The 21,507-nt window shown below is 34.2% G+C and carries 21 protein-coding genes; 10 read left to right on the forward strand and 11 right to left on the reverse strand.

Annotation, left to right across the window (positions count from 1 at the left end; translation table 11 throughout):
• Positions 1 to 26: 26 nt before the first annotated feature.
• Positions 27 to 566, reverse strand: coding sequence for a bifunctional pyr operon transcriptional regulator/uracil phosphoribosyltransferase PyrR (pyrR, locus tag ABXT67_RS14600; protein WP_415374767.1), 540 nt, complete (start codon positions 564 to 566; stop codon positions 27 to 29).
• Between the two features lie 408 nt (positions 567 to 974).
• On the opposite strand from pyrR, the gene ABXT67_RS14605 reads away from it, so the two are divergent.
• The 7 genes from ABXT67_RS14605 to ABXT67_RS14635 all read left to right on the forward strand — a co-directional run bounded on the left by ABXT67_RS14605 (position 975) and on the right by ABXT67_RS14635 (position 8,614).
• Positions 975 to 1,730, forward strand: coding sequence for an outer membrane lipoprotein-sorting protein (locus ABXT67_RS14605; RefSeq protein WP_415374768.1), 756 nt, complete (start codon positions 975 to 977; stop codon positions 1,728 to 1,730).
• Positions 1,731 to 1,896: 166 nt separating this feature from the next.
• Positions 1,897 to 4,995, forward strand: coding sequence for a WD40/YVTN/BNR-like repeat-containing protein (locus ABXT67_RS14610; protein WP_415374769.1), 3,099 nt, complete (start codon positions 1,897 to 1,899; stop codon positions 4,993 to 4,995).
• A gap of 134 nt (positions 4,996 to 5,129) precedes the next feature.
• Positions 5,130 to 5,372, forward strand: a complete 243-nt coding sequence (locus ABXT67_RS14615) for a hypothetical protein (RefSeq protein ID WP_415374770.1) — start codon at positions 5,130 to 5,132, stop codon at positions 5,370 to 5,372.
• Positions 5,373 to 5,405: 33 nt separating this feature from the next.
• Positions 5,406 to 5,828, forward strand: coding sequence for a hypothetical protein (locus ABXT67_RS14620; protein ID WP_415374771.1), 423 nt, complete (start codon positions 5,406 to 5,408; stop codon positions 5,826 to 5,828).
• A gap of 133 nt (positions 5,829 to 5,961) precedes the next feature.
• Positions 5,962 to 6,141 (forward strand): hypothetical protein, encoded by a 180-nt coding sequence (locus tag ABXT67_RS14625; RefSeq protein WP_415374772.1) that lies wholly within the window; start codon positions 5,962 to 5,964, stop codon positions 6,139 to 6,141.
• A 638-nt stretch (positions 6,142 to 6,779) separates the two neighbouring features.
• Positions 6,780 to 7,184, forward strand: coding sequence for a glyoxalase (locus ABXT67_RS14630; RefSeq protein WP_415374773.1), 405 nt, complete (start codon positions 6,780 to 6,782; stop codon positions 7,182 to 7,184).
• Between the two features lie 152 nt (positions 7,185 to 7,336).
• Positions 7,337 to 8,614, forward strand: coding sequence for an OmpA family protein (locus ABXT67_RS14635; RefSeq protein WP_415374774.1), 1,278 nt, complete (start codon positions 7,337 to 7,339; stop codon positions 8,612 to 8,614).
• Positions 8,615 to 8,702: 88 nt separating this feature from the next.
• Here ABXT67_RS14635 and ABXT67_RS14640 read toward each other — a convergent pair whose 3' ends face one another.
• Positions 8,703 to 9,380, reverse strand: coding sequence for a DUF2461 domain-containing protein (locus ABXT67_RS14640; protein ID WP_415374775.1), 678 nt, complete (start codon positions 9,378 to 9,380; stop codon positions 8,703 to 8,705).
• A gap of 73 nt (positions 9,381 to 9,453) precedes the next feature.
• Between ABXT67_RS14640 and ABXT67_RS14645 the strand changes: the two genes are divergently transcribed.
• A complete protein-coding gene (locus ABXT67_RS14645) occupies positions 9,454 to 9,885 on the forward strand; it encodes a hypothetical protein (RefSeq protein ID WP_415374776.1) in 432 nt (143 codons plus the stop codon).
• Between the two features lie 105 nt (positions 9,886 to 9,990).
• Here the strand turns inward: ABXT67_RS14645 and corA are convergent, their stop codons facing one another.
• On the reverse strand, positions 9,991 to 11,085 hold the full coding sequence (corA, locus tag ABXT67_RS14650; protein WP_415374777.1) for a magnesium/cobalt transporter CorA: 1,095 nt from the start codon (positions 11,083 to 11,085) through the stop codon (positions 9,991 to 9,993).
• Positions 11,086 to 11,295: 210 nt separating this feature from the next.
• Here corA and ABXT67_RS14655 point away from each other — a divergent pair, with 210 nt between their 5' ends.
• Both ABXT67_RS14655 and ABXT67_RS14660 read left to right on the forward strand, forming a co-directional pair.
• Entirely contained in the window at positions 11,296 to 12,084 is a 789-nt protein-coding gene (locus tag ABXT67_RS14655; RefSeq protein WP_415374778.1) for a LytTR family DNA-binding domain-containing protein, read from the forward strand.
• A 170-nt stretch (positions 12,085 to 12,254) separates the two neighbouring features.
• Complete coding sequence (locus ABXT67_RS14660) at positions 12,255 to 13,502, forward strand: hypothetical protein (protein ID WP_415374779.1); 1,248 nt, start codon at positions 12,255 to 12,257, stop codon at positions 13,500 to 13,502.
• A 172-nt stretch (positions 13,503 to 13,674) separates the two neighbouring features.
• Here the strand turns inward: ABXT67_RS14660 and hisIE are convergent, their stop codons facing one another.
• The 8 genes from hisIE to hisG all read right to left on the reverse strand — a co-directional run bounded on the left by hisIE (position 13,675) and on the right by hisG (position 21,469).
• A complete protein-coding gene (hisIE, locus tag ABXT67_RS14665) occupies positions 13,675 to 14,271 on the reverse strand; it encodes a bifunctional phosphoribosyl-AMP cyclohydrolase/phosphoribosyl-ATP diphosphatase HisIE (RefSeq protein WP_415374780.1) in 597 nt (198 codons plus the stop codon).
• Positions 14,272 to 14,323: 52 nt separating this feature from the next.
• Entirely contained in the window at positions 14,324 to 15,079 is a 756-nt protein-coding gene (gene hisF / locus ABXT67_RS14670) for an imidazole glycerol phosphate synthase subunit HisF (protein WP_415374781.1), read from the reverse strand.
• Between the two features lie 70 nt (positions 15,080 to 15,149).
• A complete protein-coding gene (gene hisA, locus ABXT67_RS14675; RefSeq protein ID WP_415374782.1) occupies positions 15,150 to 15,884 on the reverse strand; it encodes a 1-(5-phosphoribosyl)-5-[(5-phosphoribosylamino)methylideneamino]imidazole-4-carboxamide isomerase in 735 nt (244 codons plus the stop codon).
• Between the two features lie 553 nt (positions 15,885 to 16,437).
• Positions 16,438 to 17,019, reverse strand: coding sequence for an imidazole glycerol phosphate synthase subunit HisH (hisH, locus tag ABXT67_RS14680; RefSeq protein ID WP_415374783.1), 582 nt, complete (start codon positions 17,017 to 17,019; stop codon positions 16,438 to 16,440).
• Between the two features lie 104 nt (positions 17,020 to 17,123).
• On the reverse strand, positions 17,124 to 18,260 hold the full coding sequence (gene hisB / locus ABXT67_RS14685; protein ID WP_415374784.1) for a bifunctional histidinol-phosphatase/imidazoleglycerol-phosphate dehydratase HisB: 1,137 nt from the start codon (positions 18,258 to 18,260) through the stop codon (positions 17,124 to 17,126).
• Complete coding sequence (hisC, locus tag ABXT67_RS14690; RefSeq protein WP_415374785.1) at positions 18,260 to 19,309, reverse strand: histidinol-phosphate transaminase; 1,050 nt, start codon at positions 19,307 to 19,309, stop codon at positions 18,260 to 18,262. The genes hisB and hisC overlap by 1 nt, the downstream gene beginning before the upstream one ends.
• Positions 19,299 to 20,603: a histidinol dehydrogenase gene (gene hisD / locus ABXT67_RS14695; RefSeq protein ID WP_415374786.1), complete on the reverse strand. Its 1,305-nt coding sequence runs from the start codon at positions 20,601 to 20,603 to the stop codon at positions 19,299 to 19,301. Before hisD ends, hisC begins: the two co-directional genes overlap by 11 nt.
• Before the next feature lie 11 nt (positions 20,604 to 20,614).
• Entirely contained in the window at positions 20,615 to 21,469 is an 855-nt protein-coding gene (hisG, locus tag ABXT67_RS14700; RefSeq protein ID WP_415374787.1) for an ATP phosphoribosyltransferase, read from the reverse strand.
• Positions 21,470 to 21,507: the final 38 nt, after the last annotated feature.

Here is a 21,507-nt window from a genome sequence, read left to right on the forward strand (position 1 = left end):
TATTTAAAAGTATTTTTAAATTCACACTATGCATTAACTAAATAGACGGCATCTTCTCCATCTTTATCTTTCCAACAAACTTTTACTTTTTCATCACCAATAGCATCTACCTGTCTACCTCTATAATCTGGTTGGATTGGCAAATGACGGCTAAAGCGTCTATCGATTAACGTTAATAATTCAATTTCAAGAGGTCTCCCAAAACTTTGTATGGCCGTGAGAGCACTGCGAATACTTCGTCCTGTAAACAGAACATCATCTACAAAGACAACACGTTTGTCTTCAATTATAAAGTTCAAGGATGTTTTACTTGCTTCTAAAGGTTTTTCACTTCTTCTAAAATCATCACGGTAAAATGTAATATCAAGATGTCCTAGTTGAACTTTTTTTATTTTGTAGTCTTCAGAAAGGATTTTTTTTAAACGTTCTGCAAGAAATATACCTCTTGGTTGTATCCCTATAAGTACGGTATTTTCGAAAGTATCGTGGTTTTCTATTAATTGACAAGCCAAACGATGCAATGCGATGTGTACTTCGGTTGCGTTGAGTAAAATTTTTTGGCTCATATAATTTGAAGTCTGAAAACGTATTCAGAAAACAAAAATACCATTTTTTAGTGAATGCATCTTATTTCAATGAAAACTTATAAATTCTCGAGATTTTTAATCAATAATAAAATTTCAAAGAAACAATACCCCTCCACTAATCCCTCATCAAAGCGGAAACTTTTCACTTTATTAAATCGTGTTTCTATGGGTTTAAAAATCATTATTTAAAAAATAATAGTTATAAGTTCCCAGTTCCTTTCTTGAGCGAGGTTAGGAGGGTGTTTTTTGAATAAAATATTTATGGCATTGCTTTTGACTTATCAACAAGGCGGAATATTAGTAAAATTTATAAAACCTGTAACATTTTTAAGGTAAGATAGTCTTACTTTTACAACAAAGTAAATTTATAAAACAAAATAATTAACTATGAAAACTTTAAAAACACTTTTTGTTGCGTTAATCGTTATCGCAATGGTTCCAGCAACAGCACAAACTGCTGATGAAATATTATCAAAATATTTTGAAAACACAGGCGGAGTTGAGGCTTGGAATAAGCTAGAAAGCGTAAAAATGGTAGGTTCTGCCAGCGGAGGTGGAATGGAAATTCCTGTTGAATTGTATAACGCTAAAGACGGAAGAACATTAGTGAAAATAAACATCCAAGGACAAGAATTGACACAAATTGCTTTTGATGGTGAAAGTATGTGGACAACCAATTTCATGACTATGTTACCAGAAAAGAGCGATGCAGAAGCAACTGCTAATATGAAGTCTAAACTTGGTGATTTCCCTTCTCCATTCTTAAACTATAAAGAAAAAGGCTATGCCGTAGAATATTTAGGAAAAGAAACTAAAGAAGGTACTGAGGTATTTAAGGTTATGCTTACTCAAAAACCGGTAATGGTTGATGGTAAAGAAGAGCCTTCTGTGACTTATTATTATTTTGATACTGAAAACTATGTTCCAATTATGACAGAAGCTGAAATTACTGCTGGACCCATGAAAGGGCAAATGGGAACATCAACAATGAGCGATTACCAAGAAGTGGATGGTTTATACTTTCCATTTTCTATGACAATGTCTGGGCAAGGAATCCAAATGAAGGAAATTATATTAAATCCTGAACTGGAAGCTTCAATGTTTGCTTTTCCGGAAGATAAGACTACTGAAGAAAAAAAATAATTTTATAGAGCGCATACAATTAATATCCCCACCTCAAAAGGTGGGGATATTTTTTTTTCGGTATTTGTAACATTTATAATATTTAAGCTACTAACTTTAGCAGTAACCTAACTTTAAAATTGCAAAAACTTCTTGTATTTTTAGAGTTATAAAAAACTAAAAAACGATGAAAAAAATTCTGTTCTCGGTGTTGGCAGTTGCCCTAGCAATGCCATTCACTGGTATCTCACAAGACGAAATTTCTTTAAAAGGAAAACAACTTTTTGGCGACATGAAAGCGCGTCATATAGGACCTGCATTAATGAGTGGTCGTATAAACGATCTTGAAAGTCACCCTACAAATCCTCGCATCTTATACGCCGGTACTGCTGGTGGTGGTGTTTGGAAATCAAATGATGGTGGCGCAACCTTCTCCCCTATTTTTGACGAACACGTTCAATCTATTGGTGTTGTGACACTAGACCCTAAAAATCCTGATCAAAATATTTGGGTTGGAACAGGTGAAACTTGGACACGTAATTCAGTTTCGGTTGGGGATGGACTTTTTAAATCTACCGATGGCGGAAACAATTTTAAAGAAGTACCCGGCTTTGAAAATAGTGAGCGAATCACTTCCGTAGTAATTAATCCTAATGATACAAATATTATGTATGTGGGAGTGTTGGGTGCATTATGGAGTGATAGTGAAGATCGCGGTGTTTATAAATCTACCGATGGTGGGGCTACTTGGAGTAAAATATTATTTGTAGGCCCTGCTACGGGTGCAAGTGATGTAATTATGGATCCTAAAAACCCAAATATACTCTACGCTTCTATGTGGGAGTTTAGACGAAGTGGATGGGGTTTTAATTCTGGTGGATTAACTAGTGCTTTGTACAAATCTACAAATGGCGGTTCTTCTTGGGATAAGATACACAATGGTTTCCCTGCTGGGAAATTAGGGAGAATTGCAATTGCGGTAGCACCGAGTGACAATAATATATTATATGCAGTTTTAGAAACTGAAGAAAAATCTAAAAACGGACTATGGAAATCTACAAACGCTGGACAATCTTGGGAGCATTTAAATAATGACTTCGGATTGGTGGTTAGACCCTTCTATTTTTCAAGAATTGTGGTGGATCCTAAAAATCCTGACATTTTAGTAAAAGGAGGACTAAACGGATCTATTAGCCGTGATGGTGGAAATACATTTAAGAATTTAGGAAATATGCACAGTGATATTCACGATTTAGCATTTCATATAAACGATAGTGATGTTATTTATTCTGGAACTGATGGTGGTGTATACCGCTCTTGGAATGGTGGTACTACTTTTGAAATTGTAGAAAATCTTCCTTTGAGCCAGTTTTACCATATTAGCGTTGATGATGCAGAGCCTTACAATGTGTATGGAGGTTTACAAGACAATGGTTCTTGGTATGGTCCTTCTTCTTCAGAAGGAGGTGTAAATGCTCGTGACTGGAATAGTGTGGGTTATGGGGATGGATTTAGAGTTTTAAAACATCCAACAAAAAATATTGTTTACAGCGAAATGCAAGGCGCAGAAAACGTATGGCGTTATGATATCGATAGAAAACGAACAAAGACAATCCAACCATTGCCTAAAAGAGGGGATTCTGAATTACGTTTTAATTGGAACGCGCCAATGGCAGTAAGTGCCCATCAGCCCGATCGTTTTATTATGGGGAGTCAATTTGTACATGTTTCTGAAAACATGGGTGATACCTGGAAAATAATTTCTCCAGATTTAACGACAAACGACAAAACAAAACAAGACCAATCAAGTTCTGGTGGATTGAGTGTTGATAATAGCGGTGCTGAAAATCACACTACGATTTTTACCATTGCCGAATCACCATTAGATCAAAACATACTTTGGGTAGGAACCGATGACGGTAATATTCAAGTAACCAAAGATTTTGGAAAAACGTGGAGTAACGTTACCCCTAACCTAACTGGAATTCCAAAAAACACATGGGTGTATCATATTGAAGCAAGTATTCATGGAAAAGGAACTGCCTATGCTGTTTTTGAAGGTCACACATCTGGCGATATGAAACCGTATGCTATGAAAACTACAGATTACGGAGCTACTTGGACCAACATTATCTCTCCAGATATTCAGGAAAATGCCTTTGTGCGTAATATTCAAGAAGATTATGTAAATGAAGACTTGTTATTTTTAGGAACAGAAATGGGATTATATGTAACCATAGATGGTGGTAAAAATTGGTCGCATTTTACAAACAATATGCCTCCTGTTGCAATCCATTTTATTGATATGCAGAAAAAGACCAATGATATTGTTATGGGAACTCACGGTCGTGGCGTTATTATAATAGATGACATTAGTCCCTTGCGAGAGCTAAATCAAGAAGTGCTTGCAAGCAATGTACATTTCTTTAAAAACAAACCTTTTACTATGGTTGAAGAAAGTGGCTTTGCGGGAAGTTTTGGTGCGGAAACACAATTTGTTGGACAAAATAAACCTACTGCTGCTCGCATTGTTTATTATCTAAAAAAGAGACATACTTTTGGTAAGATGAGTATGGAACTACAGGATATGGAAGGGAATAAAATAACAAGCTTGGATCCTGGAAAATCAAAAGGTATCAATGTAGTTTACTGGAATTTTAATACGTCTAATCCTAAGATGGCTGCCGCGAAGACACTCTCGTTTGGAGGATTTACTTCGCCTCGTGCTTCTGAAGGTACATACAAAGTAATTTTAAAGAAAGGTAAAGACACCTACGAACAAATTATTGAAACCAAATATGACAGCAGTTCTCTTTCTTCAGTTAATGAACGCAAAGAACAGGAAGCGCTTACTAAAGAACTGTATGATATGGTAGAAGATCTTGCCTATATGGTATACGAAATTGGCACCTACCAATCAACCGCAAAAGACGTTATCGATGCTGATGGAAAAGGAGCCAAAGAATCTCAAAAGTATTGGGATGCTTTGGAAGGACTGCGCAAGGACTTAGTGGTTACTACTGGTGACAACTATGTAGCCTCCGCAGAACCAGAATTAAGAGAACGTATGGGCAAATTGTATAGCACCGTAGCTACTAGTTATGATATGGTTTCAGGAGCTTTAATGCAGAACTATGAATTAATCAAAGAGGAGTTTGCAACTGAAAAAACCAGATATCAAACAATACAAGATAAAGAAGGTAAGAAATTTATAAAGGTTTTAGAAAAACAAGAGATGACAGCGCCAGAGATGAAGTCTAAGGAAGATTTCTTGTCTAAGGAATAGTTTTTTGAAGTACGGATTTCGATATAAGGTTGAAATTTAACGAAAGGTTTAAATGCCCTCTATTGTTGTGATAGATGGCATTTTTTATTTAATTTCATTATTATATAATCCACGCCTACAATATAAAAACAGTGATGATAAAAAAATTAAGCCTACTACTATTTATACTCGTATCACAAGCTAATTTTGGACAAAATGATAGTGTCTTTTCGCTTCACGGAAAAACTAAGGAGTCACTTGACAGAACCGTTTTATTAGTGCAAGATCCTTTAAAAGACAAATTCATTGATTCAGTCAAAGTAATAGAGAACTCGTTTGGTCTTAATACTCCCTTAACAGATTTTCCTTTAGAACTAATTCTTTATAGAGATGATTAAACTGCAAAAAGAATATGGGTAGAAAACAAACCGATGTATTTTGATTCTTCCAATTCAAATTTTGAAGATGCTATAATTAGTGGTTCTGTTAAAGACAGTTTAGCAACATCATTATGGAATACGATGAAAGAACTCCCCTATCAAGAAACGGTTTCTCTTCAGACTGCATTTATAAAAAACAACCCAAATAGCATTTTTAGTGCTCACAATCTATCCATTATTGCATCTGTATTTGGCCAAGAAGAAACAAAAAAATTATTTGACAAATTTTCAATTAAAAACAAACAATCATCCCACGGAATAATCGTAGCAGAATTTTTGGAAATAAAAATTAGTAAAACTCCTAAAATAGTCGAAAAGTATGTTGACTTTTCTATGGGTAATCGAAGCGGTGAACTAGACAAACTCTCTAATTATTCTGGGAAATACATCTTGCTTGAGTTTTGGGCATCTTAGTGTGTTCCTTGTCGCAAAGAAAACCCTGAGTTAAAAAGTGTTTACAATAAGTTTAAAAGATTAGATTTTGAGATTTTTGCAGTGTCATTAAACAAAACAAGGGCATTGGACTGAAGCAATAAAAAAGGACTCATTGAATTGGAAGCACCTAAATGATTTAAAAGGAAGGAATAGTATGGCTTCACTTATTTACGGTGTAAATAGTATCTCAGACAATTTTTTTATTGATAAAAACGGCGTTATAATAGCTCGAAATTTGAGCGCTGATGCATTAGGTGAAACTTTGTCTGACTTAATATTACATCGGGACTAGACTATTAAAAATGAAAGCAACACCACAATTTTCAAATTTTATGATTCAATTATTTAGAAGGACGAAAGTGGTAAAGTTTTATCACAAATGGAGATTGAAAAATTGATTAAAAACGAAGAATACACACTTCATTTAAATACAGAAACAAATATTATGATGGTTAACAAGAATTAGTTATTGTTAAGGAGGTGTTTTTAAAGCTAGCTTTTATAGGAACAGACACTTACAAATATAGAAATGAAAATCAACCAATAGAAACAACTTCTCTAATGATAACAACTTGAGTCTCGCGACTGCTTAAATCTTTATATTAAATGTTTCTTTAATTCCAAGACAAGATATTATGGCCAACATTTAAATAATATATTTATAAACACACTTCCTTCATCAAAACGGAAACCAATTTTTTTTACCCTTTTAAGCTAGTTTATTAATTCAGCAATTTGACGAACTATGTCAGGATTTGTAAAAATATTTTTGAACCTATATTTCTTATAATAGATAGATACCGTATCAAAACCAAATACTTTAAATTAACATATTACCACCTAATTTTTGTTGATAGTGCTGTTTATAACTAAGCGCTATTAGTATCCTCACAACCTTTATCATATTGTACCTTTAAAAAAAACACGATTATGATGAAATGTCGCGATCAACAGCTCCTTGAAGCACGCCCAGAAATACCAAATCTAAAATTTGAAGTAAATACAGGAAACGAAGAATGTTTTCAGAACGAGACCATACGGCCTATTGCTAAGATGCAAAACGATTTATTTGTCTTAGTTTTCAAAAATTACATTCAAAAACATAAGAATGTATTTCACAATTTAACCATTGACCGCAAACTAGAGTATATTGAGACTGCCCTCAATAGAGATATCAAATTCAGAAATGCTTTAAAAGGAATGTTTATAGGACAGTTTACTCAAGAAGAATATAAAAAATATATTTTAAACTCCTCAGCCTTAAATAAAAGAATGATCAATATTACAAAAGAACGGCTTAAAAACAATCTTATTCAATTTGAACATAAAATATAAGACACAAAAAAATTACACGCAAATCAGTCGTTTTTAACATGTTAACGAGTTTTTTGTTACTTGCACTGAAAGTACTTAAAGTTATCAAAAAAAGGTAGGCTGTTTTACATAAGTTTTATATTTTCGCACTCTTATAATTAACTTATTTCATTATGAAAAAAATTTTACTTACCCTAGCATTAATTGCTACCACAATTATGACGTTTGCTCAAGAAGCAAGTTCAGATTTTAACAGATGGTCCGTAGAAATCGAGGCTGGAATTCATAAACCTACTAGATATCACGCTCCTGGTTATTACATCCACGCTGCTAGTTTTGGACAAGCTGCGGTAGGGGTTCGTTATATGTTTAATAACAAATTTGGTGTTAAAGCAGATTTTGGTGCAAATACATTTAAAGGAGACAATGACAGTCCTGCAGGAGAATATCAAACTAATTACTATAGATGGTCTTTACAAGGTGTTGTAAATGCATCAAACGTACTTGGTTTTAACAAATCTAAAAATAATAGATTTGGTATTCTTTTGCACGGTGGTGGTGGATATGCTAGAGCAGATGCTAAAGAGCCAACTGATAGACCTGGCGCAGACAATATGCTCCATATTATGGCTGGTATAACGCCTCAATATAGAATCACTGACCGCATAGTTCTTACTGGAGACCTTTCTAGTATTTTGAATGTAAGACAAACATATACTTGGGATGGTACTCAAAGAAATGAGGGGTTTAGTCCTAATGGTTTTTTAGTTAATGCATCTGTAGGTTTAACATTTTACCTAGGTAATAATGAGAAGCATGCAGATTGGACCGACAGCTCTTCAGTGGACGGTGCAAAACTTGCTGAATTAGAGGAACGTCTTTCAAAAATCGAAACAGATCTTATAGATACAGATCAAGATGGTGTTGCAGACTATTTAGATAGAGAAGCAAATACTATTTCTGGAGTAGCTGTAAACACCAAAGGTATTGCGATCGATCGTAATAAAAATGGCATTCCGGATGAGATTGAACCAAGTCTAGATAACCGCTACGTTCTTAAATCTGATTATAATGGTGGAACAACAACAATAGATTATAACTCGTTGGTTAGAGAACTTCTTAATGAAGGATATGTAAATGTATACTTCAAGACTGGCAGTACAGCACCTCAAACATATTCTTTAGATGCTATCAACTACTTAAAAGTCTATATGAAGAAAAACCCAGCTGCAAAAGCACAACTTATTGGGTATGCAGATGAGATAGGCAATGAAGGATTTAATTCAAGCCTTTCAGCTAATAGAGCTAAAAAAGTATACGATATACTTGTAGCTTCAGGAATTGATGCTGGTAGACTAAGCCATATAGGTAATGGTGAAGACACAAGTGTTGAAAAGAGTTCTCAAGAAGCTCGTCAACTTGTGCGTAGAGTTACATTTAAGTTAGACTAACTTGTAATTTTACCACTAAATAATAATATAGAAAATGCCACTTTCAAATGAAAGTGGCATTTTCGGTTTTATTAGATTTTGCTTTTTTTTAAAGCAATGATTCCCCATTTAAATCTGTGGTTAACACTTCGCTCATATAATCAAAATAAGGCCTAAATAATTCATAATATGAAATTAGGTTTTTATTAAAACTTGGAGCGAACACCTCTTCATCTGTAAAATTACGAGTAACAAAAAAGCTCTTTAATCTAATCAAATCAATATTAGGCCCCTCCTTTTTAAATCCTTTCGGAGCAGTTTTTACTACAAATTTTTGATTAAACCCATTAAAATACATGTTAAAACATTTGTTACTTAAGATTTCTCTAATTGGTTGACTATCTATTTCAAATTCCTTTCTTATTCTAAGTAAATCCTTTGGTTCAGGTGAAAAGAAGCCCCCTGCCATTAAAGAATTACCTGGTTCTAGTCGCAAATAATAACCGCCTCTGCGATGTACTCCTGCTCTGCTCCAACTTATACTGCGATGCACATTATATGGAGTTTTGTCTTTACTAAACCTAATATCTCTATTTATTCTAAATATCTTTTGTTTTTCAATTTCATCTGTTTCAGATAAACCAGATAAAATTTCAGCATAAAATTGTTTTAACATTTTCTCACTTTCCAAGTATTCCTTCTTGTTTTCTGTCATCCAATCGCGATGATTATTCTTTGCTAATTTTTTTAAAAAATCGAAGCTCTGTTTTGGTACTGTATTACTCATAAATTGGGTTTAGACTTTAAAGATAAATGAAAATCACTATATTTATTACTTACAAACAACCAAACCAAGTATTATGAGCACTTTAAAAAACCCACCAAAATCATTTTGGATTGTCGCTATTATTGGATTATTATGGAATTTAATGGGCGTATATCAATTCTACATAGGGAATTACGATTTGGAAAGCTTAAGAGCGTCCGTTAGCCCAGAAGAATATAGTATTATGGAGTCGCTGCCAATGTGGTACTCAGCTCTATTTGCAATTGCAGTTTTTTCTGGAGTTATAGGTTGCGCTTTATTATTAACAAAGAAAAAGATTGCCATCCTATTTTTTATGGTTTCATTATTAACTGTACTTATCGCAGAACTTTATTGGTTAATATCAACAAATATAATGGAGGTTTCTGGAGCCATTGCAACAGCAATGCCTTTGACTGTATTAGCCATTTCAATTTTTCTATATTTTTATAGTAAAGGAGCTGCTGGTAAAAAGTGGATTAAGTAGGGCGTAATTAGAAAAAAATTAAAACATAAAAATGGTCCCAGAATGTCTGAAACCGTTTCTATGTTTGCTGCCTCGGCGCACTAGAGACTACTACCGCCAACTGAATCAAAACCAGTTTTTTCGTTTAAAACACCAAATTAGCCCAGCAAAAACCATAATCATTGCTCCCCATAAGCAGAAGTAACCATATTTAAATTTGAGTTCCGGCATATACTCAAAATTCATCCCATAAATACCTGCCATAAAAGTCAACGGAATAAAAATAGAAGCCATAATCGTAAGTACTTTCATCACTTCATTCATTTTATTACTTATGGTTGTCATGTACATATCCATAAGTCCCCATATCATTTCGCGATATAAATCAACACTTTCTGAAACTTGTATAATATGATCGTATAAATCTCTAATATAATTTTGAGTGAGAGCCTCTATTAAATCTATATCAGTTTTTTCCAGTCTATTAATTACCTCTCGTAAGGGTATTATTGCTTTTCGAATTCTCAATATTTCTTTCTTTAAAAATTGAATGTCCTGAATGATACCATCTTGATGCTTACCTTCAAACAGCTGATCTTCAATAATTTCTATTTTAGAACTCAATGTTTCAATTACACTGAAATAATTATCCACAACTGCATCTAATAAAGCAAACATTAAATAATCAGCACCCTTATTTCTTATTCTTCCCTTAGCATTCTCCAAACGGTCTCTAATATTATCAAATACATCTCCGTCTGCTTCTTGGAACGTAGTAACGTAGTTTTTCCCAATCACCATACTTATGTGCTCATTTACTAAAACACCTTCATCTGTATAATGTAACATTTTAAAAACGATAAAGAGATAATTGTCATATTCGTCCATTTTGGGGCGTTGGTGTGTAGAAACGATATCTTCCTGAATCAATGGGTGAAGGTTATAGTATTCTCCCAAACGTTCAATTTCAGCTGTGTTATTTAATCCATTTACATTTATCCAAGTTATATGCTCTGAATTCTCAAATGCGAATGCATCATCAATATGCTCGCTATCAATACGTTTATAATGATTTTTGGAATAATCAATAATTTCAATCTTAGTAACATTAAAATCTTTTTTTCCTGTATAATTAACAGCCCCTGGAATCTCATTTTTGATCTTTGGAATTTTTTTAACCACAATAGCTTGCTTTCTTTTATACTTTCGTCTTATCACCATAGGGATTTGTATTATTAAAACAGAAAAGTAAATTAATTTTATATGTGTTTAGACTTTTCCTAATTTATATATCAACAAAAAATTAACCGCACGTTAGTCTAATTATAACAGAACGTTGTTTTTAAACAGAAATAGGCTTCGTTTAATTTCTAAAATATTAGAAAACAAATGTATTTTTATAATTTTATTCCTAAAGTTAAAGATTTCACTTTGAAAAAAAAATTCCCCTTTGACCCTTTATTAAAACACCACATGCTTATCTCTTTAGGTTTAGCTATTTGGATTTTCTTATTCTTAGCACTTACCGAACCATTAGACACGAGTGAATTAAATGGTGCCGAAAAGCTACTCTACCTGCCACTATACAGCTTGACTGGGGCTATTGCATATCTACTAGTATTGCCTTTACAAGGGTTTTTATACGCAAAGGATAAAGGGAATTGGTCACTTTGTAGTGAACTTGGATTCTTCCTTTTTATGTTTTTATTTGGATTAGTGCTTACCCGAAGTATATATCTATATATAGTAGTAGCTGGAGAAGAAAACCCCTATTCCTTGGCCTATTTCTTTACTGCAATCTATTTGCCAGCAATCGCAACCATTTTACCAATAATTGCGATTGGACGTTGGGCTTTTGGTCGTTACTTTGAAAAAAAAATCGAGGACAAAAAAATGGAAGTTGAAGGCGAAGGAACCTATGAAGGGCTTCGACTTGCATTAAACGATTTGATCGCTATTAAAGCGGATGATAATTATATTGAAGTTATATTTTTGAACAATGGCATTCTCAAAAAACAACTTATCAGAAATAAATTATCAAAAATTGAAACTTCAATTCCACAATTAATGCGGACCCATCGCTCCTATTTAATGAACCCAAATCATTTTCAGCAATTTAAAATGGAAGGTGGGAAACTATACCTAATTCTTACTGCTGAAACGGTAGTTCCTGTTTCAAAATCCCACTCCGAAAAGGTTAAAAGTACATTTCAGCAATAGCTTTATGCCATATAAAAACCACAGTTTAAAACAACCTTAAATTGTTCACCACAAGGAGCGGTAATTTCACCCCAAGTTACTGTATATAATAGTCCCATTAGTTTAATTGAAATATGTTTGCCTTATCAAACAATAACAAATCTGGAGATATCAGAATTAAAACAAACAACATGAAAATACTTTTCACCATCTTCCTAGCAGGTTTATTAACCACCTTTACGAACGCACAAACCGAAACTTGTGATTGTAAAAAAGATCTTGATTTCTTAGTAAAAAGAATGAAGAAAATGCCTTCGTATAAAAAGCAAATCAAAGGCACAGCAAATGAAAATACCTTTAAATTGAAACACGAAACCCTTTCAGCAAAAATGGAGATTCCCAGCACCTTAAATAGCTGTTTTTATATGTTACAAGAACAATTAGCAATAGTGAAAGACAATCACATTAATATATATATTAACAACCCGTTTTTTAATGAAACGAATGGTACAAATGAATTAAAAATAGCCAAATTCAAAGAAACCGAGCATTATAAAAATCATCCTAGAACTACCGAAGACCTTTCTCAATTAGAAGAGCAACTAAAAAACTCGCCTGACAGGAGTATCGAAGGAATCTATGCACTTAGAAGCAAAGAAAATATCGCAGTGATACACAAGTCTAAAATTGATGATAGCTATATCGCTACATTTTTAAAAACAGATCTACCGCTTTGGGAACCTGGGCAAATTATGGCTACCATTCACCCTGAACAAAATAACAAATACACTATAAAGTATACAAACACAAACAAGTTTACGCCCTATGTGATTAAGAGTATGGATTTTGACAATGGACGCTTGTGGAGCTTCAAAAAAATAGGGAATGATAACAATGAAGAATTTGTGCCAAGCGATACTCCTAAATGGAAGTTTAAAGAACTAAATGATGCTGTTGACTATGTATACTTTGGAAATTTCTCTGGAAGTACTAGAAACAGAAAAGAACAAAAAGATTTTATAAAATATTTTGAAAATAACTTTAACGCACCCAATCTTATTGTCGACTTACGAAGCAATGGTGGCGGAAGTTATGAGGTGTCAGATCCATTTTTAAAGGTTTTTAAAAAAAGTAATGCAACTATTTATGTACTTACTAATCAATTTACAGCAAGTAATGCAGAACAATTTACCACCAAAGTATTACAAAATGACAAAGCGATACATCTAGGACAAACTACTATGGGGACGATTGCTTATGGTGTCGAAAACAGTGATGTAAACTCACCGTCGGGGTACTTCTACTTTTATTTAACCGATATGAATTTTCATAACGAATTCTTCAAATACGAAGGAATTGGTGTGACTCCATCAATCAATTTAAAATTTAATCAAGACTGGATTGAGCAAACTTTGGAAATCATTTCGGAAACAAAATAAAACCAAAATAAAAATCGCAAGCTTTATATCAACTTTTGACTTCTATTTTCCTTTAGCCTTGCGTGTTTATAGAAAACTAATTCCCCTTTTAATTAAACGCATAAAGCTACTTTTCTTGCAGGTGATTATAAGAAAAAAATATAATGTCCTATTTTTATTTTTCTATTTTAGTTCACCCTCTTTTCTTTAAAACCTCAACAACATCATTTAGAGAAAACCCTTTTGCCTTCAGTAAAATAAGATAATGAAAGAGCAAATCGGCACTTTCGTTTAAAAACAAATCGCCGTTGTTATCTTTTGCTTCGATGATAACTTCAACTGCCTCTTCTCCTACTTTCTGCGCTATTTTATTAATTCCATCGGCAAACAAAGAAGCTACATAACTCTTTGAGGCTTCAGCCGTGTTTTTTCTATCTTCAATAATAGTTTCAAGGGTGGATATAAACCCGAAACTAGCTTTATTATCTTCCTCCCAACAGGTATCTGTCCCTTTATGACAAACTGGCCCTAAAGGATTTACTTGGAATAGTAAACTATCATTATCGCAATCCAATGAAACGGAAACTAGGTTTAAATAGTTTCCACTTTCTTCTCCCTTTGTCCAAAGTCGTTTTTTGGAACGGCTATAAAATGTCATGAGTTTTGATGTCTTTGTTTTTTGAAAGGCTTCTTCGTTCATAAAACCAAGCATCAACACCTTTTGAGTGGTTGCATCTTGGATAATTGCTGGCACTAAGCCGTCGGTATATTTTGAATAGTCAATGTTCATTTGTGAAATTTGGAAATTCGAAGGACGAGCAACGAATTTATTAATGTTTGTTTTATAATCGTATCGAAATGCCTTGTTCAGACAATGTATTTTTAAGTGCTGAAATTTCAATTTCTTTAAAATGGAAAACACTTGCGGCTAGAGCTGCGTCTGCTTTTCCCTTAGTAAATGCTTCCTCAAAGTGATCTATAGTTCCAGCACCACCGGAAGCAATTATGGGTATATTAACTATCCCACTCAATCTTTTAAGAGCCTCATTTGCAAAGCCATTTTTAGTTCCGTCATGATCCATGGAAGTAAATAAGATTTCGCCTGCACCGCGTTCAGCAACGTCAAAAGCCCAATCAAACAATCGTGTGCTAGTAGGCTCTTTGCCCCCTACTAAATGAACAATCCAATCGTCATCAATTTGCTTTGCATCAATAGCCACCACTAAACATTGCGAACCAAAAGCAGATGAGATTTCATTAATAAGGTTAGGGTTCTTAACTGCTGCAGAATTAATAGCAACCTTGTCCGCACCGTTTTTTAAAAGCAACTCAACATCTGCAACACTAGAAACACCACCACCTACTGTAAATGGAATGTTTATCGTCTTTGCTATTTCTAAGACAAGATTCGCTAAGGTTTTTCTTCGTTCTTCAGTAGCAGAAATATCTAGAAACACTAACTCATCAGCTCCATTTTTTGAATAATAGGAAGCTAATTCCACAGGGTCTCCTGCATCTCTTAAGTTTATAAAATTGATGCCTTTAACGGTTCTACCGTTTTTAATATCCAAGCAAGGAATGATTCTTTTTGTTAGCACTTTTGTTTTAAATTAGAAAGTAGAAAAACGGAATTAGAAACAACAGATTCTAATTTCTGATTTCTTTTCTCTACTTTGATATTATATAATTTTCTAGTTGTTGTAGGCTAATTCTGTTTTCATATATTGCCTTACCAATGATAACGCCTTCACAACCCATCACTTGAAGTTTTGGCAGTTCATCAAAGGTTGAAATTCCTCCAGATGCAATAAGTTTCATCCCTCCTCCGCTAGTGGAACCTCTGATTATTTTTTCGTAGAGATCAAATGACGGGCCTTCTAACATTCCATCTTTACTGATGTCTGTACAGATTACATATCTAATTCCATCTTTTTCATAATCGTTTATAAAAGGCAGTAAGTCAAGGTTACTGTCTTCTTTCCAACCACTAATTACCACTTTTTCATTCTTGGCGTCTGCTCCTAAAATTATTTTATCACTGCCATATTTTTCTAACCATCCAATAAATAGTTCAGGATCTTTAACAGCAATGCTTCCTCCTGTTATTTGATTTGCACCACTATCAAACGCAATTTTAAGGTCTTCGTCCGTCTTTAAACCACCACCAAAATCGATTTTCAATCCTGTATTAGAGGCTATACTTTCTAGGATTTTGTGATTCACAATGTGCTTGCTTTTGGCACCATCTAAATCCACTACATGAAGATACTCTATCCCATGAGCTTCAAATTTCTTTGCAACTTCAAGGGGATTTTCGTTGTATATTTTTTTTGTGTCATAGTCGCCTTTTGTGAGCCGAACGCACTTTCCGTCGATGATATCTATTGCTGGTATAATTCTCATATTAAGGTAGAAATCAGAAAAACTGAATTCCTTTTGTATTTGGTGTTTATATTTAATACATATTACTTTTTCTTTACCGTATTTATTGATGCTACGGTAATTCTTAGGGTTTCGCCACACTCTTTCCCAAGCTTTTCAGGTTCGAAACGATTGCCATCCCATAGCGCGAGCAATAGCGCTAACCAAAAACAGCTCTCATTCGTTTCCCCCTGCACAATTTTTAATTCATTGATAAAATCTGTCTGTGATTTGAGGCGCTATAATGGACAAAATTTGCTCCAATCGAACTCTAACTTTTCAAGAGTTGATATACCAAGTTATTATACTCCCGTGGTTTTGGTAATTGAGAATACAGTTTCCAACAAGCAATGTCAAATCGTTTAGTTCCAATATTAATGTCCTCCATTGGTTATGTTTTTAAATAATTACTATTAAATAAATGTACCGCCTGAGCCTGCATTTTTTCATTATTTATATTTTCCTATTTCCGTTCCTAACTGCCGCAGTAAAGTTTCTATTTTCCAATTCGTTTTTTTTAATTTCCGAATTAATTTTAAATCTCCATAAAGTTCTTCAAAATCCCTTCTCCAACAGCTCCACTTTTCTCTGGATGAAATTGCACTCCATAAAAATTATCTTTCTGCATAGCGGAAGCATATTTCTTGTCGTAAGTGGTTTCAGCAATCGCAAACTCATTTAGAGGAACATAATAGCTATGCACTAAATACATAAATGAATCTTCTAAAATTCCTTTAAAAAAGGGATTTCGTAGTTTTGAAATAGTGTTCCATCCCATCTGTGGCACTTTTACTTTATTCGAAAATCGCAGTACTTCCGAAGGAAAAATAGAAAGTCCTTTTGTAGTTCCTTCTTCACTAGAAGCACACATAAGTTGCATTCCCAAACAAATTCCTAAGACGGGTTGTTTTAATGTTGGTATTAGAACATCTAAACCGCTTTCAACCAATTTATTCATTGCACTACTAGCTTCGCCAACTCCAGGAAATATTACCTTATCGGCATTTTTGATAAACGAAATATCATTGGTTAAAACACCTTTAAATCCCAAACGCTCCAGAGCAAATTGGATGCTCTTAATGTTCCCCGCACCATAATCTATAATTGCTATTTTCATAATTAAACTAGACAATATAAAATGATGCTTCATTTTCTTTCAGACAACACACTATATTCATTTTTATATTTTTTAATACAGATTTCGTTTTTCTAATTTCTACTTTATAAAACCCCTTTAGTTGAAGGCAACACCATTTTATCAGGATCCTGTTTTACTGCTGCCTTGATTGCTTTTGCAAATGCCTTAAAAATAGATTCAATTTTATGGTGTTCATTTACACCTTCCACTTTAATATTAAGATTGGCTTTTGCTCCATCTGAAAAACTTTTGAAAAAGTGATAAAACATTTCCGTGGGCATTTTACCAATCATTTCACGTTTAAATTCGGCATCCCAAACAATCCAATTGCGTCCTCCAAAATCAATAGCTACTTGTGCCAAACAGTCATCCATCGGCAAACAAAATCCATAGCGTTCCATGCCCAATTTGTTTCCTAGTGCTGAATTAAAGATTTCACCTAATGCGATAGCGGTATCCTCAATGGTATGGTGCTCATCTACTTTGAGATCACCCTTTACAGTAATATCTAAATCCAACTGACCGTGTCTTGCTAACTGGTCTAACATATGATCAAAAAAAGCAATGCCTGTATTAATATTGCTTTTTCCAGTTCCGTCAAGATTGAGTACTATGGAAATTTGGGTTTCGTTCGTATTTCTTTCTAGCCTTGCTAAACGTTGCGGCATCTTTAAAAACTCATAAATCTTTTGCCAATCATTAGTTTCTAGTGCTATAAAGGGATCTAATGTGTTTTCTAAAACCGAAATCTCATCAGTACCCAAGAAAGTGGCGTCATTTATAAAAATACCCTTTGCCCCCAAGTTTTTAGCTAATTCCATATCAGTTAACCGGTCTCCTATAACAAAAGAGTTTTCAAGATCGTATTCTTCAAAAAAATAAGAGCTTAATAAGCCTATTTCTGGCTTACGATTAGGAGATTTGTCTACGGCAAACGAACGGTCTATAAATATGGCATCAAATACGACCCCTTCATTTTCAAAAGAATTAATAACTAAATTATGTACAGGCCAAAATGTTTCTTCGGGATAAACTTCAGTCCCTAAACCATCTTGATTGGTGATTAAAACCAATTCAAAATCCAGCTCCTTTGCGATTTTGCCTAAATAGGTAAATGCCTTTGGATAGAATGATAGTTTTTCAAACGAATCAATTTGTTCATCGGCAGGTTCTTTTATTATTGTGCCGTCTCTATCTATGAATAATACGCGCTTTTTCATTATAGTATGCCTTTTAATATTTTTATAAGTGTGTTATTTTCTTCTGGCGTGCCCACCGTAAGCCTGAGTGTGTTTTCGCATAAGGGTTGTGAACTACGATCACGAACTACGATGCCATTGTCAAGCAATTGTTCATATCGTTTTGTAGCGTTATCTACTTTCACCAATAAGAAATTTGCCTGAGAAGGATAAACCGTATCAATGAATTTTAATTGAAGTAAAACTTCTTTCAATCGTTCTTTATCTCTTAAAATCAATGATTTATCAATATTTAGTTTCTTAATATCTCGAATTTTTTGTGTTGCTGTAACCTGTGTTAGTGAATTGATATTATACGGTGGCTTTATCTTGTTTAGTATCGAAATAATTTCAGTACTCGCATAACAAATACCCAATCGTATTCCCGCCATTCCATAGGCTTTTGAAAGTGTTTGTGTGATGATCAGATTTGGAAACTCTTCTAGCCTAGACAACCAGCTTTCGGTTTCTGAAAAATCTATATAAGCTTCGTCAATAACAAGGAGTCCATTAAAACTTTCAAGCAATTGTTCTATTAAATCCTTTGAAAAAACATTCCCCGTTGGATTATTAGGAGTACAAAGAAAGAGTACTTTAGAATTAGCGTCCTGTGTTTTTAAAATCTTTGAAACGTTCGGTTCAAAATTCTTGGTGAGTAATACTTCCCTGTTTTCAATGGCATTGATTTCTGCCAGTACCTTATACATTCCGTAGGTTGGTGGAAGTGTTATCACATTGTCTTGACGAGGTTCACAAAAGGCTCGAACGATCAAATCCAGTACTTCATCACTACCATTACCCAAAAGTATTTGTGATATAGCTGCGCCTTTTTGCTTTGCGAGTATTGTTTTTAAATCATGCTGCTGAGGATCTGGGTATCTATTAATATTTGTTTCAAAAGGGTTTTCGTTTGCATCTAAAAAAGTCATCGTCCGCGCTGCATCCTTAAACTCGTCCCTTGCAGAACTGTAGGGTTTTAGAGCAAGTACGTTTGGCCTAACTAGCTTTGAGATATTAAACTTATTTTTCATTATATTGGTTATTTGTGCTTTTTAAAGATTGCAGCCTTAGTGTAACCGCATTCTTGTGAGCCCCTAATCCTTCTGCGGCAGCCATTAACTCTATAGAAGGTCCAATTTTTTTGATGCCACTTTCTGATATTTTCTGAAATGTAATTATCTTCATAAAACTAGCTAAAGAAACGCCGCTATATTGCTTGGCGTATCCATTTGTTGGAAGCGTATGATTTGTGCCTGAGGCATAATCCCCGGCGCTTTCAGGCGTGTAATTTCCTATAAAAACAGAGCCAGCATTTTTGATGTTATCCAAAAAATAATCTTCATTTTCGGAAATCAAAATATAATGTTCTGGAGCGTATTCATTTATTAAGTCAACCGCTTCTTTTTCAGTCTTAACTATAAATATCTTTGAATTTTCAACGGCTTTTTCGGCAATTATTTTTCTTGGCAGCTTTTGTAATTGTGCATTTAATTCAACTAAAATAGCACTTGACACCTTTTCCGAAGTAGTAACTAATACCACTTGGCTGTCTATTCCATGTTCCGCTTGACTCAACAAATCAGATGCTACAAATTTTGGAATTGCAGTTTCATCAGCATACACTAGTAATTCGCTGGGACCTGCTGGCATATCTATTGCCACCTCATATCGCGTTGCAAATTGCTTTGCGACCGTTACATATTGATTGCCAGGTCCAAAGATTTTATACACCTTCGGAACCGTTTCCGTACCAAATGTCATTGCGGCAATAGCTTGAATACCGCCAACTTTATAAATTTGTGTAACATCGCATAATTTAGCAGTATATAGTATGGCAGGATTTATTGCCCCGTCTTTATCTGGTGGCGTGCACAAAATTATCTCTTCACAGCCTGCTATTTGAGCTGGTATTGCCAGCATTAATATCGTAGAAAACAATGGCGCCGTACCTCCTGGAATATAGAGCCCCACCTTAGAGATAGGCCGTTGTTCTTGCCAACACTGCACTCCTTGAGAAGTCTCGACAATTTTAGAGTTTTGTATTTGTGCCTTATGAAATATTTCGATGTTTGATTTTGCTAAATTAATTGCGTCAGCGAGCTCGTTTGGAACCTTTGCTATGGCTATTTCTTCTTCAGAAAGTTTAAAATTCCCCATTGAAACTCCATCGAATTTCTCTGTATATTTTTGAATTGCAGTATCCCCGTTTTTTTGAACTTCAGTAAAAACTTCTAATACTATTCCTTCAATACTTTCAAAAGATTGTGTGGGCCTTTTAAGAAGTAGCTCCCAATCTTCTCGTTTTGGATATTTTACTATATTCATTTTGCAGTTCTTTATAACACCATTTTTTCTATTGGACACACAAGAATACCTTCTGCTCCAGCGTCTTTTAATTTATCTATCACTTCCCAAAAATCGCCTTGTGGGATTACGCTATGCACACTACTCCATCCTTCTTCTGATAATGGTAAGATTGTAGGGCTTTTCATACCTGGTAAAATTTCGATTATCCTCTTTAATGAATCGTTGGGTGCATTTAACAGCACATATTTGGCATCTCTCCCTTTTAAAACAGCACGGATTCTAAATTTTAGTTTTTCAAGTATTTCCTCTCTCTCATTCATTATTGTTGGAGATACGGCCAATACAGCTTCGCTTTTTAAGAGTACCGCAACCTCTTTTAAATTGTTTTTAAAAAGGGTGCTTCCGCTGCTTACGATATCGCAAATGCCATCTGCTAGGCCTATGTTTGGTGCTATTTCTACACTTCCGTTTATAATGTGTAAGTCTACGCTAATGTTCTTTTTTGCTACAAAATCCAATACCGTATTAGGGTAGGATGTCGCTATTCGTTTTCCGTCAAGGTCTTGTAAACTTTCATATTCAAAATCTTTAGGAACCGCCAATGAAACCCTGCACTTGGAGAAACCTAACTTTTCTGTAATCACTATTCCTTCTCCTTTTTCTATCAAAACATTTTCTCCAATAATCGCACAATCAACGATGCCGTCTTTTAAATACTGTGGAATATCTCCGTTGCGCAAATAATAGACCTCCAAAGGGAAGTTTTTTGCCTGCGCTTTTAATTGATCTTTTCCGTTATCTATGGAAACGCCACATTCCTTTAATAACTGAAGTGATTCATCGTGAAGTCTTCCTGATTTCTGTATTGCTATTCTTAATTTCATTTTTTAAATGTATCAGTTTATAATTTTTGGTCACATAA

Source organism: Patiriisocius sp. Uisw_017, from assembly GCF_047731265.1.
Lineage (GTDB): Bacteria > Bacteroidota > Bacteroidia > Flavobacteriales > Flavobacteriaceae > Patiriisocius.

What these genes read in the sequence shown, in the direction of transcription:
- pyrR (WP_415374767.1), bottom strand. Translation starts at nt 566, where the DNA reads ATGAGCCAAAAAATTTTACTCAACGCAACCGAAGTACACATCGCATTG.
- ABXT67_RS14630 (WP_415374773.1), top strand. Translation starts at nt 6,780, where the DNA reads ATGATGAAATGTCGCGATCAACAGCTCCTTGAAGCACGCCCAGAAATA.
- ABXT67_RS14615 (WP_415374770.1), top strand. Translation starts at nt 5,130, where the DNA reads ATGATAAAAAAATTAAGCCTACTACTATTTATACTCGTATCACAAGCT.
- ABXT67_RS14640 (WP_415374775.1), bottom strand. Translation starts at nt 9,380, where the DNA reads ATGAGTAATACAGTACCAAAACAGAGCTTCGATTTTTTAAAAAAATTA.
- ABXT67_RS14605 (WP_415374768.1), top strand. Translation starts at nt 975, where the DNA reads ATGAAAACTTTAAAAACACTTTTTGTTGCGTTAATCGTTATCGCAATG.
- ABXT67_RS14620 (WP_415374771.1), top strand. Translation starts at nt 5,406, where the DNA reads ATGTATTTTGATTCTTCCAATTCAAATTTTGAAGATGCTATAATTAGT.
- hisA (WP_415374782.1), bottom strand. Translation starts at nt 15,884, where the DNA reads ATGAGAATTATACCAGCAATAGATATCATCGACGGAAAGTGCGTTCGG.
- hisD (WP_415374786.1), bottom strand. Translation starts at nt 20,603, where the DNA reads ATGAATATAGTAAAATATCCAAAACGAGAAGATTGGGAGCTACTTCTT.
- hisG (WP_415374787.1), bottom strand. Translation starts at nt 21,469, where the DNA reads ATGAAATTAAGAATAGCAATACAGAAATCAGGAAGACTTCACGATGAA.
- hisC (WP_415374785.1), bottom strand. Translation starts at nt 19,309, where the DNA reads ATGAAAAATAAGTTTAATATCTCAAAGCTAGTTAGGCCAAACGTACTT.
- ABXT67_RS14635 (WP_415374774.1), top strand. Translation starts at nt 7,337, where the DNA reads ATGAAAAAAATTTTACTTACCCTAGCATTAATTGCTACCACAATTATG.
- hisB (WP_415374784.1), bottom strand. Translation starts at nt 18,260, where the DNA reads ATGAAAAAGCGCGTATTATTCATAGATAGAGACGGCACAATAATAAAA.
- ABXT67_RS14645 (WP_415374776.1), top strand. Translation starts at nt 9,454, where the DNA reads ATGAGCACTTTAAAAAACCCACCAAAATCATTTTGGATTGTCGCTATT.
- corA (WP_415374777.1), bottom strand. Translation starts at nt 11,085, where the DNA reads ATGGTGATAAGACGAAAGTATAAAAGAAAGCAAGCTATTGTGGTTAAA.
- ABXT67_RS14660 (WP_415374779.1), top strand. Translation starts at nt 12,255, where the DNA reads ATGAAAATACTTTTCACCATCTTCCTAGCAGGTTTATTAACCACCTTT.
- hisH (WP_415374783.1), bottom strand. Translation starts at nt 17,019, where the DNA reads ATGAAAATAGCAATTATAGATTATGGTGCGGGGAACATTAAGAGCATC.
- hisIE (WP_415374780.1), bottom strand. Translation starts at nt 14,271, where the DNA reads ATGAACATTGACTATTCAAAATATACCGACGGCTTAGTGCCAGCAATT.
- ABXT67_RS14610 (WP_415374769.1), top strand. Translation starts at nt 1,897, where the DNA reads ATGAAAAAAATTCTGTTCTCGGTGTTGGCAGTTGCCCTAGCAATGCCA.